We start from the raw sequence: 15,381 nt of genomic DNA, 5'->3' as shown, positions 1-15,381 counted from the left end.
CCGTTTCGGCGGTCTCGACGGCCGGGTACTTGCGCGATCCGCTCCGCCCGTGTGGACTACGGCCAATGCTTCGCGCACGCGCGTGGCTGAGACTCCCCCGAGCTCTGGACGAGCGGGGGGAGACCCCAATCCCGAAACATGATCAGGAGGCAAGCCGTGAGCGCGACCGCGGACCACGCGGAGGAGCGGACCAACCCGGCCGCCAGGCTGGGGTTCGAGCCCGGACAGGTGGTCCAGGAGATCGGCTTCGACGACGACGTTGACCACGAGCTCCGTGAAGGCATCGAATCGCTGATCGGCCAGGATCTGGTCGACGAGGACTACGACGACGTCGCTGACGTGGTGCTGTTGTGGTTCCGGGACGAGGACGGCGATCTCACGGACGCACTGGTGGACGTCATCGGTCTCCTTGAGGACGGCGGCATGATCTGGCTGCTGACCCCGAAGACCGGCAGGGACGGTTACGTCGAGCCCAGCGACATCAGCGATGCCGCACAGACAGCCGGCCTCTCCCAGACGAAGAGCATCTCCGTCGGCAAGGAATGGTCGGGCACCCGCCTGGCCACCCCCAAGTCGAAGCGCTGAGCTGCGGCCCCGTCTGCCGACAGAGCGTTTGTGAGGCCCCCGCCGAGCCACCTCGGCGGGGGCCTCGCGCTTGCCCGGCGGCAACCGCCCGGGGTCGCTCCCGAGGTGTCCGCCGGGCACTGCGTACGCTGGGCGTCACCCGAACGGACCCCTGGAAGGGAAGCGAGTGACCATGACCGTCGAGGTCGGCACCAAGGCCCCGGACTTCGAGCTGAAGGACAACCACGGCGCCACCGTGAGGCTCTCCGACTTCCGTGGCGAGAAGAACGTGGTGCTGCTCTTCTACCCCTTCGCCTTCACCGGGGTGTGCACCGGCGAGCTGTGCTCCCTGCGCGACAACCTGCCGCGGTTCACCGAGCGCGACACCCAACTGCTCGCCGTCTCCAACGACTCCATCCACACCCTGCGCGTCTTCGCCGAGCAGGAGGGCCTGGAGTACCCGCTGCTCTCCGACTTCTGGCCGCACGGCGACGTCTCGCGCGCGTACGGCGTCTTCGACGAGGACAAGGGCTGCGCGGTGCGCGGCACGTTCGTCATCGACAAGGAGGGCTTGGTCCGCTGGACCGTCGTCAACGCCCTGCCCGACGCGCGGGACCTGAACGAGTACGTCGCGGCGCTCGACACCCTGTGATTCTTCGGTTCCAAGCCCTGCGGGGCACGGGAACCCGTCACTAGGATCGGATCGTTGATCCGATACCAACGCACCTACGGGGCTCCCCGCCCCTGAACACCATTGGGAGGACTCGTGGGAGTCAGCCTCAGCAAGGGCGGCAACGTTTCGCTGTCGAAGGAGGCCCCGGGACTGACCGCGGTCATCGTCGGTCTGGGGTGGGACGTCCGCACCACCACCGGCACGGACTTCGACCTCGACGCCAGCGCCCTGCTCACGAACGACCAGGGCAAGGTCTCCGGCGACCAGAACTTCGTGTTCTTCAACAACCTGAAGAGCCCGGACGGCTCGGTCGAGCACACCGGTGACAACACCACCGGCGAGGGCGAGGGCGACGACGAGCAGATCAAGGTCAACCTCGCCGCCGTCCCGGCCGACGTGCAGAAGATCGTCTTCCCGGTCTCGATCTACGACGCCGAGAACCGCCAGCAGTCCTTCGGCCAGGTCCGCAACGCGTTCATCCGCGTGGTGAACCAGGCGGGCGGCGCGGAGATCGCCCGCTACGACCTGTCCGAGGACGCCTCGACCGAGACCGCGATGGTCTTCGGCGAGCTGTACCGCAATGGCGCGGAGTGGAAGTTCCGCGCCATCGGCCAGGGTTACGCCTCGGGCCTGCGCGGCATCGCGCAGGACTTCGGGGTCAACGTCTGAGCCTTCGGGCCCCGGCCGTCCCGGTCCGGCGCCGCACCCCTTCGGTGCGGCGCCGGGCCCGCTGTACCACGTGAAGACAGACCTCGGGGAGGACCAGGATCATGGGTGTCACGCTCGCCAAGGGGGGCAATGTCTCCCTCTCGAAGGCCGCGCCGAACCTCACACAGGTGATGATCGGGCTCGGCTGGGACGCACGCTCCACCACCGGAGCCGACTTCGACCTCGACGCCAGCGCCCTGCTGTGCAACGGCGGCCGGGTCCTCGGGGACGAGTGGTTCGTCTTCTACAACCAGCTCAAGAGCCCGGACGGCTCGGTCGAACACACGGGCGACAACCTCACGGGTGAGGGCGAGGGCGACGACGAGTCGATCCTGATCGACCTCTCCAAGGTCCCCGCCAACGTCGACAAGATCGTCTTCCCGGTCTCGATCCACGACGCGGACAACCGCGGCCAGACCTTCGGCCAGGTCAGCAACGCCTTCATCCGCGTCGTCAACCAGGCGGACGGCCAGGAACTCGCCCGCTACGACCTCTCCGAGGACGCCTCCACGGAGACGGCGATGATCTTCGGCGAGGTCTACCGCTACAACGCCGAATGGAAGTTCCGCGCGGTCGGTCAGGGGTACGCGTCAGGACTGCGGGGCATCGCCCTCGACTTCGGGGTCAATGTTTCCTAGGCCCGTCTGTTTCGGTCGAAGGCCGCCCTCTACACTTCGTGGTCAACAGTAGGTAAAGACGAGTGCGGCGCGGGGGAAGCCCTTTCCCGAGCGACCGCTGGGGGTGCCCCCACCACACGATGATTGGGTAGCCAGTGCTTCTGAAAACCTTCGGCTGGTCGTTCGCGATCACCGCGCTCGGCCTGGTCGCAGCGGCCTTCTACGGGGGGTGGACCGCCTTCGGCATCGTGGCGATCCTGGCCGTCCTGGAGATCTCGCTGTCCTTCGACAACGCGGTGGTCAACGCCGGAATCCTGAAGAAGATGAGTGCCTTCTGGCAGAAGATCTTCCTCACGGTCGGTGTCCTGATCGCCGTCTTCGGCATGCGCCTGGTGTTCCCCGTCGTCATCGTCGCCATCAGCGCCAAGATCGGCCCGATCGACGCGGTCGACCTGGCGCTGAACGACAAGGACAAGTACCAGCAGCTCGTGACCGACGCCCACCCGTCGATCGCGGCGTTCGGCGGCATGTTCCTGCTGATGATCTTCCTCGACTTCATCTTCGAGGACCGGGACATCCAGTGGCTGCGCTGGATCGAGCGCCCGCTCGCCAAGCTCGGCAAGGTCGACATGCTGTCGGTCTGCATCGCCCTGATCGTCCTGCTCGTCACCTCCTTCACCTTCGCGGTCCACGCCCACCAGCACGGCGGCGGCCACGTCGACAAGGCGCAGACGGTCCTGATCTCCGGCATCGCCGGCCTCATCACGTACATGGTCGTCGGCGGCCTCTCCGGCTACTTCGAGGACCGCCTCGAAGACGAGGAGGAGCGCGCCCACGAGCAGGAGGAAGAGGCCGAGCGGACGGGCAAGAAGAAGCCGGCCGTCGTCCTCGCCGGCCAGGCCGCGTTCTTCATGTTCCTCTACCTCGAAGTGCTGGACGCCTCCTTCTCCTTCGACGGGGTCATCGGCGCCTTCGCCATCACCAACGACATCGTGCTGATGGCGCTCGGCCTCGGCATCGGCGCCATGTACGTCCGGTCGCTCACCGTCTACCTGGTCCGCCAGGGCACCCTCGACGACTACGTCTACCTGGAGCACGGCGCGCACTACGCGATCGGCGCCCTCTCCGTGATCCTGCTGGTCACCATCCAGTACCAGATCAACGAGGTCATCACCGGCCTCGTCGGCGTCGTCCTGATCGCCTGGTCCTTCTGGTCCTCCGTGCGCCGCAACAAGGCGCTCGCCGAGGCCGAGGGAAAAGCCCCGGCCTCGGACGAGAAGGCTGAGGTCTCGTCCGGGGTGTGACACCCCTTCGCCGGCAGGGGTGTGACGAGCCCCCGGTTGAGGAACGCTCTGAGCGGGGCGGCCGTCGAGGACAGGTCCTCACGGCCGCCCCCCTCGCACACCGAGCCACCTGGGGGCGGAAATGGGCATCTGGCAGGACCTGTGGCGGGGGCGCTCGGCGGACTTCGACTCCGGCAGCGCGGCCTCCAACTCCATCGAACTGACCAAGCGCAACCACACGGTCTCGCTGACCAAGCAGGGCGCGGCCACCGGCAACCTGCGCATCAACCTGTCCTGGCGGATGCGCACCTCCGACATCGGCGGCATGCGGCGCGAGAGCCTGCTGCGCCACCCCTTCCGCACCTTCAAGCCGGAAGTGGTCCAGGCGCACACCCAGAGCATGGTCAACGTCGACCTCGACCTCGGCGTCATGTACGAGCTGGCGGACGGCACCAAGGGCGTCGTCCAGCCGCTCGGCGGCTTCTTCGGCGAGCTGAACGGCCCGCCGTACGTGAAGCTCAGCGGCGACGACCGCTTCGGCTCGGCCTCCGGCGAGACGGCGTACGTCAACCTCGACCACCGCGACGACATCAAGCGGCTGCTGGTCTTCGTCTACATCTACGACCAGACCCCGGCCTTCGACCGCACCCACGCCATCATCACGCTCTATCCGAGCAACGGCCCGCGTATCGAGATCGGCCTGGACGAGCGCCATCCGCAGGCCCGCTCCTGCGCCGTCGTCATGATCGAGAACGTCAAGGGCGAGCTGACCGTCCGCCGCGAGGTGAAGTTCGTCTACGGCTTCCAGGCCGAACTCGACCGGCTCTACGGCTGGGGACTCCAGTGGGGCCGCGGCTACAAGTCGAAGGTCGACCGTTAGAGCCGGCCGGAGGGCCCACCCGCGCCGCCGGGCGGCTTTACGGGGATCACCCCCGCGGGTGGCGCCGGGCTCAGCGGCCGATGAACTGCGGGCCCTGCGGCGGCAGCCGGAAGTCCGGGTCCGGTCCGGCGCCGACGGCCTGCGGGAAGCCGTAGGCCGGCGGCGCGGCGGGCGCGGTCTGGGGCTGCGGATACCCGTAGGCGGACGAGCCGCCCTGGGGGCCTGCCGGCTGCGGATAGCCGTACGCCGGTTCCGTCACGGCCGCGGCGGCCGGCTGCGGATAGCCGTACGCGGGCTGCTGCGGCACCGGGGCGGGCTGCTGGGGGAGCGGCGGGGCCTGCTCGGGCGGCAGCGGGCCGGAGGTCTCCGGCGTACCGGCGGGCGCGGCCCAGGTGCTCGCCTCGGGGGCGGAACCGGCCGCCGCGGCGGCCTCCGACTCGTCCACCGAGATCCCGAAGTCGGTCGCCAGACCCACCAGACCGTTCGAATAGCCCTCGCCGAGCGCCCGGAACTTCCAGCCGTCCCCGCGCCGGTACAGCTCGCCGCAGATCAGCGCGGTCTCCGCCCCGGTCTCCGGCCTGACGTCGAAGTACGCCAGCGGTTCCCCGTCCGGGACGGCGGCGTCGTACAGCAGGATGCGCAGATCACGTACGCGGTCGAAGGTGACGTCGTCCGCCGACGCGACCAGGAGAATCTGTCCGACTCCGGACTCGACACCCGGCAGATCTGTCTGGATCGTGTCGGTGAGGCCCTCGGCGTCCCGCTTCTTGCCGAGCCGCCACACCTTGCCGGACGGATGGCGGGGCTGGTTGTAGAAGACGAAGTCCTCGTCGGATCGCACACGACCGTCGGGGCCGAGGAGCAGCGCCGAGGCATCGACATCGGGGACGCCCTGCCCGGGCGTCCAGCGCAGGACGGCACGCACCGCTGTGGCGTCCAGCGGGACGTTCGACCCCTTCGGCATGGCGTGCGTCATACGGCCATCCTGCCCTCTCGGTCCTGGTCACGACAATGCGGGGTGGCCCCGGATCCGGCGGGTGCCGGACACGGCCGGGTTACCTGAACTTCACGCCCGGTGGGAACCCCTGACATTGATCCATACGTACTATTACCGGCCACATCACATCCGGCCCAGCAGCCGCAGCCCACGAGCCGCCACGGGGGAGTCTCATGCGTCACTTCCGTCACATCACCCCGGAAGAGCGGCAGCGTCTCTTCCACCGGGAGCCCGGCGTCTTCACCGCCGACTCACCGGCCCGCGTCCTCGCCGCCGCCCTCGGCGCGACGCTCTACAGCCCGGCCACCCGGCCCCGGCTCGCCGACGACATCCTCAAGCAGGCCGCGCGGGGCGTGGTCTCCATGGTGCTGTGCCTGGAGGACTCGATCGACGACAGCGAGGTCGTCGGCGCCGAGGAGAACCTCGTCCGCCAGTTCACCGAACTGGCCGCCCGCCCGGACGCCGGCGAGCTGCCGCTGCTGTTCGTCCGGGTCCGGCACCCCGAGCAGATCCCCGACCTCGTGCGGCGCTTCGGCCCCGCCGTCGCGCTGCTGTCCGGGTTCGTCATGCCGAAGTTCACCGAGGAACGCGGGATGCCGTTCCTGGAGGCCCTCGAATCCGCCGAGGCCTCCAGCGGGCGCCGGCTCTTCGCCATGCCGGTCCTGGAGTCCCCCGAGCTGCTCTACCGCGAGTCGCGGGTGGAGACCCTGGAGGGCATCTCCCGCGCCGTCGACAAGTACCGCGAGCGGGTCCTCGCCCTGCGCCTCGGCGTGACCGACTTCTGCTCCTCGTACGCGCTGCGCCGGGCCCCCGACATGACGGCGTACGACGTCCAGGTCGTCGCCTCCGTGATCGCCGACGTGGTGAACATGCTGGGCCGGGCCGACGGCACCGGGTTCACCGTGACCGGCCCGGTGTGGGAGTACTTCCGCGTCCAGGAGCGCATGTTCAAGCCGCAGCTCCGCCGCAGCCCCTTCCTGGAGGGGCAGGCCGAGGAACTGCGCGAGACACTGATCGAGCACGCCATGGACGGTCTGCTGCGGGAGATCGCCCTCGACCAGGCCAACGGCCTGATGGGCAAGACCTGCATCCATCCCTCGCACGTCCTGCCCGTGCACGCGCTGTCCGTGGTCAGTCACGAGGAGTTCAGTGACGCCCAGGACATCCTGCGGCCCGAGCGCGGCGGCGGGGGCGTCCTGAGGTCGGCGTACACGAACAAGATGAACGAGGTGAAGCCGCACCGCGCCTGGGCCGAGCGGGTCCTGCTGCGCGCCGAGGTCTTCGGGGTCGCCCACGAGGACATCGGCTTCGTGGAGCTGCTCACCGCCGGGCTCGCCGGGTGAGCCGGACTCGCCTGGTGAGCCGGACTCACCCGGCGTGGGTGGGCCGGACTCGCCGGGTGGACAGGACTCACCCGGCCGGGGTGGGCCGGACCCACCCGGTGAGCCGCTTCCGCGCGGTGAGCCGTACCCGCCCCGTGAGCCGACCGACCGAGCGACGCACCGACCGACACCCGAGGACTCGATGACCCCTCCTGCGCAGGACCGGCACGACCCGCACGACCCGCACGACCCGAGCGCCCCGCACGTCCCGACCGGACCGGAGGGCGTGAGCGGGCCGGACGGCGTGCCCGGACCCGGCGGTCCGGGCGGGCCCGGCGGCGCGGGCGGGCCCGACGGCTCCACCGGTGCGCCCTGGACCGGGGCCTGGGTCGCCGAGCGGCTCGGGGTCGAGCTGGTCGGCGACGAGCGGCTGTCCGGGCTGCTGGGCCTCGCGCTGCGGCGCAACCCCAAGCGTGCCCACCTGCTCGTCTCGAACGTGCTGGGCAAGCACGTCCCCCAGTCGCCGTCGATCGTGCACGGCCAGGGCGTCGCCCTCGGCCGCCGGGTCCGCGAGCTGCTGGGCACCGAGGAGGCCCGCAGGGCCGTCGTCCTCGGCTACGCCGAGACGGCCACCGGCCTCGGCCACTCGGTCGCCGACGGGGTGGGCGTCGCCCCCTACCTGCACTCCACCCGCCGTCCCGTCCCCGGGGTCACCCCGGCCGGCGGTTTCGAGGAGTCCCACTCGCACGCCACCTCGCACCTCCTCCTGCCCGAGGACCCCCACCTGCTCGCGGGCCCGGGACCGCTGGTCCTGGTGGACGACGAGTTCTCCACCGGCAACACCGTCCTCAACACGATCCGCGACCTCCACGAGCGTCACCCGCGCGAGCGCTACGTCGTGGTGGCGCTGGTCGACATGCGCTCCGCCGCCGACCTGGCCCGCTTCGAGAGGTTCGCCGACGAGATCGGTGCCCGCGTCGACCTGGTCGCCGCCGCGTCGGGCACGGTCCGGCTGCCCGAAGGCGTCCTGGAGAAGGGCCAGGCCCTGGTCGCCGAGCAGGAGCAGGAGCAGGAGCAGGAGCACCAGCGCGAACGCGTGCACGAGCGGGAGGGCGTGCATGGCCAGGAGCGCGCGCATGAGCGCGAGCAGGTCGGCGCAGGGGAGCGGGACGCGTCCGCCGCCCCCGCCGCGGGGGCCGCCGCCCGCGCCGTGCGCGTCGACCTGGGCTGGCCCCGCGGCCTCCCGGACGGCGGACGGCACGGCTTCACACCCGGACAGCGAATACGTCTCGACGGTGCCCTGCCCGCCATGGCCGCGCGGCTCGCCGAGGCCCTGCCGGACGACGCCCGCCGCGTCTTGGTGCTCGGCTTCGAGGAGCTGATGTACGCGCCGCTGCGCCTGGCCCGCGAGCTGGAGCAGGTGGTGCCCGCCGAGGTCCGCTTCTCCACCACGACCCGCTCCCCGGTCCTCGCCCTGGACGACCCCGGCTACGCGATCCGCAGCCGTATCGTCTTCCCCGCGCACGACGACCCGGACGACGGCCCCGGCCCCCGCTTCGCCTACAACGTCGCGGGCGGCGGCTTCGACGCCGTCGTCGCCGTGGTCGACTCCACCGCCGACACTCCCCGACTGCACGCGCCCGACGGCCTGTTGGCCCAGCTGGCGGCGCACACCCCGAACGTGCTGCTCGCCGTCGTCCCCTCGTACGTCCCTGCCCGGCCGTCCACCGAAAGGCCCTCCATGCTGCCCGAGCCCCTCCGCGGCCCCGCCTTCTCCTCGTACGCCCCCGACGAGGTCGGCTGGCTGCTGCGGGACCTGTCGGACGTGACGCTGGAGGCGCCGACCGAGGAGCGCGAGGAGGCGATCCAGAGCGGCGGCGCCCACTACGCGGAGTCCCTGCCGGTCGAGTACCAGCCGAGCACCCAGTACCAGGAGCTGTTCCGCGCCGCCCTCGCCACCTCGGCCGCCCGGATCGCCGAGGCCGTCGGCGCCGTCACCGAGGTGGTCCTCGCCGAGCGCTCCCCGCGTCCGGTCCTCGTCTCGCTGGCCCGCGCCGGCACCCCCGTCGGCATCCTGATGCGCCGCTGGGCCCGGCATCAGCACGGCCTGGACCTCCCGCACTACGCCGTCTCCATCGTCCGCGGCCGGGGCATCGACGCCAACGCGCTGCGCTATCTGGCCGCCCACCACGACCCGGCCGACGTGGTGTTCGTCGACGGCTGGACCGGCAAGGGCGCCATCACCCGCGAACTCGCCGACGCCATCAAGGAGTTCGAGCGGGCCGAGGGCGTCACTGGCTTCGACCCGGAGATCGCGGTGCTCGCCGACCCCGGCTCCTGCGTGCGGACGTACGGCACCCGCGAGGACTTCCTCATCCCCTCCGCCTGCCTCAACTCCACCGTCTCCGGCCTCATCTCGCGGACCGTGCTGCGCGCCGACCTGGTCGGTGAACACGACTACCACGGCGCGAAGTTCTACCGCGAACTCGCCGGCTCCGACGTCTCCGTGGAGTTCCTGGACGCCGTCGCCGCCCACTTCCCGGACGTCGCCGAGCAGGCCCGCGACCGCGCCAAGGACCTGCTCGCCGCCGACCGCACCCCCACCTGGGAGGGCTGGGCCGCGGTCGAGCGCATCAGCGAGGAGTACGGCATCCACGACGTCAACCTCGTCAAGCCGGGCGTCGGGGAGACCACCCGGGTGCTGCTGCGCCGGGTCCCCTGGAAGATCCTCGCGCGCGCCGGAGCGGGCGCCGACCTCGACCACGTACGGCTGCTGGCCGCCCAGCGCGGGGTGCCCGTCGAGGAGGTCGGTGAACTCCCTTACACCTGCGTGGGGTTGATCCACCCGAAGTACACGCGCGGTGCGACCGGCGCCGACGGCAAGGCGGTGACCGCCTGATGTCCGTCTCCAAGGTGCTCGTCGCCAGCGACCTCGACCGCACACTCATCTACTCTTCCGCCGCCCTCGCCCTGACCATGCCCGACGCGCGGGCGCCCCGGCTGCTCTGCGTGGAGGTCCACGAGAGCAAGCCGCTCTCCTATATGACGGAGACGGCGGCCGGACTGCTCACCGAACTCGGCGATCTCGCGCACTTCGTGCCCACCACGACCCGCACCCGCAAGCAGTACCAGCGCATCAACCTGCCGGGCCCGGCCCCCGAGTACGCGATCTGCGCCAACGGCGGTCACCTGCTCGTCGACGGCGTCTCCGACGTGGACTGGCACCGGAGCGTCACCGACCGCCTCGCCTCCGAGTGCGCGCCGCTCGCCGAGGTGCAGGAGCACCTCGCGAACACCGCGGACCCGGTCTGGCTGCGCAAGCACCGGATCGCCGAGGACCTGTTCGCCTACCTGGTGGTGGAGCGCGAACTGCTCCCCGAGCAGTGGGTGAAGGACCTGGCCGTGTGGGCGGAGAACCGCGGCTGGACGGTCTCGCTCCAGGGCCGCAAGATCTACGCCGTGCCCAAGCCGCTCACCAAGAGCGCGGCCGTGCGGGAGGTGGCCCGGCGTACCGGCGCCGTCCTCACCCTGGCCGCCGGTGACTCGCTGCTCGACGCGGACCTGCTGCTCGCCGCCGACCGCGGCTGGCGCCCGGGCCACGGGGAACTGGCCGAGGCCGACTGGACGGCACCGGCGATCACCGCGCTGCCCGAGCGGGGGGTTGCGGCGGGGGAGCGGATCCTCCGGGAGTTCGTGCACGCTTGCACGAGCCCGGAACTCGTCTGATCCGTACGGGAGTTGTGCGATACGTGCGACTGCGCCCCGGATTGTCCTGTCCTGTCCTGTCCGGGGCGCGGTCGTGTCGTTGTGGGTCGTCAGGGGCCGTCACAGGCCGTCACGGGCCGTTACGGTCGCCCGGGCCGGGGTCGGCGGGCCGGCCGACCCCGGCGGACTCCCGGTCGCGGTCCCCGAGATCGCGTCACGGCCTTCCGGCGACCCCCGGTGGTCCCGGCCTGATGGTTCCGGTCCGACGGAGCCGGCCCGATGGGACCGTCTCGACGGTCAAACTCGCCCGAAAAGAGCCGAGATGAGCGCTATGCCCGTCTCGAACGTGCCGCGTCTCACATCGCGCGGCACGCTTCGGGCATATCTGAAGATCTCCTGAGAAAACTCCCCGGATCAGCCGCAGCAGCCTCCGCCGCAACACCCGCCTCCGTCGCCGCCCGCGCCGGGCGCGGGGGCCGGGGCGGACGCCGAACCGCCGGTGGCGACGGCGACCGTCGACAGTAGTTTGACCGTGTCGTCGTGACCGGCCGGGCAGGACGCCGGAGCGGCCGACTCGGCCATCGGGCGGCTGAGTTCGAAGGTGTCGCCGCAGGTCCGGCAGCGGTACTCGTAGCGAGGCATGCCGACAGGTTAGCGGGAAGAGGCCCGCTTCCGGAGTGTCCCGCGGCCCTCGTCGCACGCGGCCGGATGTGCCCGCGCGCGACCGCCGACGACCGGAACGGGCACCATTCGCGTGCGGTCCGTCAACCTGCTCCGTTGACCGCTGTGCTTTTTTTGTCTGGTCGCTGATCGAAGCGATCCCTGGGGTCGCTGATAATTTAATAGCGCCGCGACGAGCCGCAAGGTCGGGGATGGGGGGCTCGCAGCCGCGCGAGCGGCCGCTGCATCTACCCGCGCGCGCAATTCGAAAGTGCGGAGGGAGACGCAGTCGTGACCCAGACTTGGCATCGCACCGATGCCCGGCATCCCTTGTCCACGGGCCGCCCACGCACCGGAGCGCGCCGTGGTTGACCCGATCGGCTCGCACCGCCCCGGCGGCTCCCGCCGCAAGCCGCAGCCCACCCCGCTGTCCCGGCTGGCCGTCCGCCTCGCCCCGCTCACCCGGCTCGCCCGCCGCCTCAGGCCCGCCTACCCGCGGCCGGGCCGGGCGGGCTGGCGGCGCTGGTTGCCCTCCTGGCGCCAGTGGCTCGGCGCCGTCGCGCTCTCCATCGGCCTCAGCGGCTCCCTGCTGGTCATCGCCTACGCCGCCACGGACATCCCGCAGAACCTCAACACGTACGCGACCCAGCAGGACAACGTCTACTTCTGGGCCGACGGCACCCCCATGGCCCGTACCGGCTGGGTGCGCCGCCAGGCCATGCCGCTGAAGGACATCCCCGTGGACGTCCGCTCGGCCGTCCTCGCCGCGGAGAACGAGAGTTTCTACTCCGACCCCGGAATCTCCGTCAAGGGCATCACCCGAGCCCTGGTGCGCACGGTCGGCCAGGGCGACACCCAGGGCGGCTCCACGATCACCCAGCAGTACGTCAAGAACGTCTACCTGAGCCAGAACCGCTCGGTGCGCCGCAAGTTCACCGAGGCCATGATCTCCCTGAAGCTCGACAACAAGATGAGCAAGGACAAGATCCTGGAGGGGTACCTCAACACGAGCTGGTTCGGGCGCGGCACCTACGGCCTCCAGCGGGCCTCCCAGGCGTACTACGGCAAGGACGTCAGCCGGCTCAACGCCAGCGAGGGCGCCTTCCTCGCCTCGCTCCTCAAGGGCGCGGGCCTCTACGACCCCACCCTGAGCGCGGCCAACCACAAGCGGGCCGTGGAACGCTGGTCCTGGATCCTCGACCGGATGGTCAAGACCGGCAAACTGTCCGCCTCCGAGCGGGCCAGGTACACGAAGTTCCCCGAACCGCTCAAAGAGGGCCGCGCGTTCGACACCGGAAAGCAGAGCGACTACCTCGTCGAGCTGGCCACCCAGTACGCCAAGAAGGCCGGGCACATCTCCGACCGGGACTTCGACCTCGGCGGCTACCAGATCTACACGACCTTCGACCGGGGGCGGGAGAAGACGCTCACCGACACCGTGACCGCCGCCCGCGCGAAGGCGAAGAAGGACGACCCGGACAGCGCGAAGGGCGCCCACTACGGCGCCGCCTCGATCGCCACCGACGGACGGATCCTCGCCGTCTACGGCGGCCCCGACCACCGTACGCAGGGCTACAACGAGTCGAACGCGACCACCGTGCCCGCCGGTTCGGCCTTCCTGCCGTTCGTCTACGCGGCCGGCCTCGAACACGGCATCCGCAAGACCCGCGAGGGCGCGCCCACCCCGGTCACCCCCGAATCCCTCTACGACGGAGACGACGGCATCCCGGTCAGCACCCCCGAGGGCCCCTACTGGGACCGCAGCGGCAAGAAGGTCGCCGCCCACAACGACGGCAACAAGGACTACGGGCAGATCACCCTGCGCCAGGCACTCGCCTCCTCCGTGAACACCCCCTTCATGCAGCTCGGCATGGACGCCGGCCTGGACAAGGTGCGCGCGACCGCCGAGGCGTCCGGCCTGCTCTCCTCCAGCATCGGACCCCAGGTGCCCACCATGTCCCTGGGCAACTCCACCCCGAGCGCGATCCGCATGGCCAACGCGTACGCCACCTTCGCCGCGGGCGGCGAGCACACCGAGCCCTACTCCGTGCGCCGCGTCACCCGCAACGGCTACCGCGTCACCCTGGACACCCCGGCCCCGCACCGCGCGATGCGCGCCGAGGTGGCCCGCCAGGTCACCGAGGCGCTCTCCGACTCCTTCCGCACCGCCCACCCGGGCGCGGCGCCCCCGACCGCGCAGGTGGCGGGCAAGAAGGGCACCACTCAGGACGACAAGGCGGCCTGGTATGTCGGCACGAACCGCTCCGTCTCGACCGCGGTGGTCCTCTACCGCATCGACCTGTCCAAGAGCCTCGAACCGCTTCCCCTCGAAGGGATCGCCGGCACACCCGAGACCGACGTCCCGTACGGCATCTGGTCCGGCGCGATGAGCCCGCTGCGCTGACCCCGTCGGCCGGCCGCCCGGACCGGCCCCCTCCGACGGCCGCCGTCCGGCCGCGTCCCCTTCACTCGACCCCCCTCGCAGAATGTGCCCCGTATGAACTCGAAGCACAGCCGGCGCCGGCGCCGGGAGCCCGAACGGCCTTCGGCCGCCGTGTCCGCACGCCAGGGTTTCGCGGCCATGGCGGCCTTCCTCGTCGTCACGTCCCTGACCGCCACCTATCTGGCGCTGAACACGGACCACACCACACCGGCCGGCTCCGCCGGAGTGCACGCCGCCTCCGACGACGCCGCCAAGGCGAAGAAGGAACCGGTCTGGGACGGCAAGACCAAGATCCTCGGCGACGGTTCCACCTCCTACACCGGCCCGCAGAAGGGCGAGTTGAAGGCCGTACCGCTCAAGCCCGGTGAGAAACCGCCCCAGTTCGTCGTCTTCTCCTGGGACGGCGCCCTCCAGGGCGACGACAAGCTGTTCTCCCACTACCGGGAGCTGGCCGAGCAGTACAACGCCCATATGACGTTCTTCCTGACCGGCATCTACCTGCTCCCCAAGGACAAGAAGACGCTCTACGAACCGCCCATGCACGATCCCGGGGCGGCGGCGATCAGCTACCCCACGGACGAGCACATCCGCACCACGCTCGCCGAACTCGGCAAGGCGTGGAAGGAGGGCAACGAGATCGGCACCCACTTCAACGGCCACTTCTGCGGCGACAAGGGCGGCGGGGACTGGAGCGTCGAGGAGTGGGAGAGCGAGATCGACCAGTTCTTCTCCTTCGTCGAGAAGTGGAAGACCAACACCGGCTACAGCGACCTGCCGGCGCTCCCGTTCGACCCGACGAAATCGATCAGCGGCGGGCGCGCGCCCTGCCTCGAAGGCCAGAAGAACCTGCTCAAGGCGATGAAGGCCACGGCGAAGAAGTACGACTGGCGCTACGACGCCAGCTCCGCCGGCGACTTCCAGATATGGCCCGCCAAGAAGGAGGGCGTCTGGGACTTCCCGCTCCAGATGCTCCCCTACGAGAACGGCAAGTACCAAGGCCTGTCCATGGACTTCAACTTCCTCTACAACCAGTCCGACGGCGAGACCGACGGCGATCCGGCCCAGTACCCGCAGTGGGAGCAGGAGACCGTCAAGTCGTACATGGCCGGCTTCGACCGGGTCTACTACGGCAGCCGGGCGCCGCTGTTCATCGGCAACCACTTCGAGAACTGGAACGGCGGCATCTACATGAAAGCCATCGACCAGGTCATCAAGAACGTGTGCCTGAAGAAGGGCGTTCGCTGTGTGTCCTTCCGTGAACTGTCCGACTGGCTCGACGTGCAGAAGCCGGAGACCCTGGAGCGCCTGCGCAGCCTCGACCCGGCCCAGTCGCCGGACTGGTCGACGGTCGTGAAGTAGCCGCCCACCCGGGCACGGAGCGGTCCGTCACGGCACCGAGGGGGTCGCCGGGGCGACTGTGAACATCAACTTACCTCGGACATAAGGGACTAGGTTGTGCTCCGCCGCAAGTCTTCGCCAACCCGCCACAGGTGAGGGGGAGATGTGAAGACGCGGGCGTCCGGAGCCGC

Annotated in this window: 13 protein-coding genes; 11 read left to right on the top strand and 2 right to left on the bottom strand. The window is 70.4% G+C overall.

From position 1 onward, the window contains the following. Positions 1–156: 156 nt before the first annotated feature. The 6 genes from AB0912_RS12980 (at position 157) to AB0912_RS12955 (ending at position 4,725) form a co-directional block, all read left to right on the top strand. Positions 157–585 carry a DUF3052 domain-containing protein gene (locus AB0912_RS12980; RefSeq protein WP_081217087.1) on the top strand — a complete coding sequence of 143 codons (429 nt, stop codon included), beginning with the start codon at positions 157–159 and terminating at the stop codon, positions 583–585. A 172-nt stretch (positions 586–757) separates the two neighbouring features. After that, a complete protein-coding gene (locus tag AB0912_RS12975; RefSeq protein WP_366698758.1) occupies positions 758–1,216 on the top strand; it encodes a peroxiredoxin in 459 nt (152 codons plus the stop codon). Positions 1,217–1,330: 114 nt separating this feature from the next. Continuing rightward, complete coding sequence (locus AB0912_RS12970; protein WP_366698756.1) at positions 1,331–1,906, top strand: TerD family protein; 576 nt, start codon at positions 1,331–1,333, stop codon at positions 1,904–1,906. Between the two features lie 101 nt (positions 1,907–2,007). Next, positions 2,008–2,583 (top strand): TerD family protein, encoded by a 576-nt coding sequence (locus AB0912_RS12965; protein ID WP_366698754.1) that lies wholly within the window; start codon positions 2,008–2,010, stop codon positions 2,581–2,583. 134 nt (positions 2,584–2,717) lie between these two features. Next, positions 2,718–3,866, top strand: coding sequence for a DUF475 domain-containing protein (locus tag AB0912_RS12960; RefSeq protein WP_366698752.1), 1,149 nt, complete (start codon positions 2,718–2,720; stop codon positions 3,864–3,866). 121 nt (positions 3,867–3,987) lie between these two features. After that, complete coding sequence (locus tag AB0912_RS12955) at positions 3,988–4,725, top strand: Tellurium resistance (RefSeq protein WP_366698750.1); 738 nt, start codon at positions 3,988–3,990, stop codon at positions 4,723–4,725. Positions 4,726–4,795: 70 nt separating this feature from the next. On the opposite strand, the gene AB0912_RS12950 is transcribed toward AB0912_RS12955, so the two are convergent. Next, on the bottom strand, positions 4,796–5,701 hold the full coding sequence (locus AB0912_RS12950) for a TerD family protein (protein ID WP_366698748.1): 906 nt from the start codon (positions 5,699–5,701) through the stop codon (positions 4,796–4,798). A gap of 194 nt (positions 5,702–5,895) precedes the next feature. On the opposite strand from AB0912_RS12950, the gene AB0912_RS12945 reads away from it, so the two are divergent. The 3 genes from AB0912_RS12945 to AB0912_RS12935 all read left to right on the top strand — a co-directional run bounded on the left by AB0912_RS12945 (position 5,896) and on the right by AB0912_RS12935 (position 10,770). After that, positions 5,896–7,065: an HpcH/HpaI aldolase/citrate lyase family protein gene (locus tag AB0912_RS12945; RefSeq protein WP_366698746.1), complete on the top strand. Its 1,170-nt coding sequence runs from the start codon at positions 5,896–5,898 to the stop codon at positions 7,063–7,065. Between the two features lie 181 nt (positions 7,066–7,246). Further along, positions 7,247–9,943 (top strand): phosphoribosyltransferase, encoded by a 2,697-nt coding sequence (locus AB0912_RS12940; RefSeq protein ID WP_366698744.1) that lies wholly within the window; start codon positions 7,247–7,249, stop codon positions 9,941–9,943. Continuing rightward, on the top strand, positions 9,943–10,770 hold the full coding sequence (locus AB0912_RS12935; protein WP_366698742.1) for an HAD family hydrolase: 828 nt from the start codon (positions 9,943–9,945) through the stop codon (positions 10,768–10,770). The genes AB0912_RS12940 and AB0912_RS12935 overlap by 1 nt, the downstream gene beginning before the upstream one ends. A gap of 393 nt (positions 10,771–11,163) precedes the next feature. Here AB0912_RS12935 and AB0912_RS12930 read toward each other — a convergent pair whose 3' ends face one another. Continuing rightward, positions 11,164–11,391, bottom strand: coding sequence for a zinc ribbon domain-containing protein (locus AB0912_RS12930; protein ID WP_366698740.1), 228 nt, complete (start codon positions 11,389–11,391; stop codon positions 11,164–11,166). 445 nt (positions 11,392–11,836) lie between these two features. On the opposite strand from AB0912_RS12930, the gene AB0912_RS12925 reads away from it, so the two are divergent. Then, on the top strand, positions 11,837–13,813 hold the full coding sequence (locus AB0912_RS12925) for a transglycosylase domain-containing protein (protein ID WP_366698829.1): 1,977 nt from the start codon (positions 11,837–11,839) through the stop codon (positions 13,811–13,813). Between the two features lie 93 nt (positions 13,814–13,906). Then, positions 13,907–15,211 (top strand): hypothetical protein, encoded by a 1,305-nt coding sequence (locus AB0912_RS12920; protein ID WP_366698738.1) that lies wholly within the window; start codon positions 13,907–13,909, stop codon positions 15,209–15,211. Positions 15,212–15,381: the final 170 nt, after the last annotated feature.

This window comes from Streptomyces sp. NPDC007084, assembly GCF_040703595.1.
Taxonomy (GTDB): Bacteria; Actinomycetota; Actinomycetes; order Streptomycetales; family Streptomycetaceae; genus Streptomyces.
This window is presented reverse-complemented; position numbering and strand designations above follow the sequence as displayed.

Bases quoted from the DNA above. Each gene is read 5' to 3' on its own strand.
- AB0912_RS12975 (WP_366698758.1), top strand. From the start codon at position 758: ATGACCGTCGAGGTCGGCACCAAGGCCCCGGACTTCGAGCTGAAGGAC.
- AB0912_RS12965 (WP_366698754.1), top strand. From the start codon at position 2,008: ATGGGTGTCACGCTCGCCAAGGGGGGCAATGTCTCCCTCTCGAAGGCC.
- AB0912_RS12955 (WP_366698750.1), top strand. From the start codon at position 3,988: ATGGGCATCTGGCAGGACCTGTGGCGGGGGCGCTCGGCGGACTTCGAC.
- AB0912_RS12950 (WP_366698748.1), bottom strand. From the start codon at position 5,701: ATGACGCACGCCATGCCGAAGGGGTCGAACGTCCCGCTGGACGCCACA.
- AB0912_RS12945 (WP_366698746.1), top strand. From the start codon at position 5,896: ATGCGTCACTTCCGTCACATCACCCCGGAAGAGCGGCAGCGTCTCTTC.
- AB0912_RS12940 (WP_366698744.1), top strand. From the start codon at position 7,247: ATGACCCCTCCTGCGCAGGACCGGCACGACCCGCACGACCCGCACGAC.
- AB0912_RS12935 (WP_366698742.1), top strand. From the start codon at position 9,943: ATGTCCGTCTCCAAGGTGCTCGTCGCCAGCGACCTCGACCGCACACTC.
- AB0912_RS12930 (WP_366698740.1), bottom strand. From the start codon at position 11,391: ATGCCTCGCTACGAGTACCGCTGCCGGACCTGCGGCGACACCTTCGAA.
- AB0912_RS12920 (WP_366698738.1), top strand. From the start codon at position 13,907: ATGAACTCGAAGCACAGCCGGCGCCGGCGCCGGGAGCCCGAACGGCCT.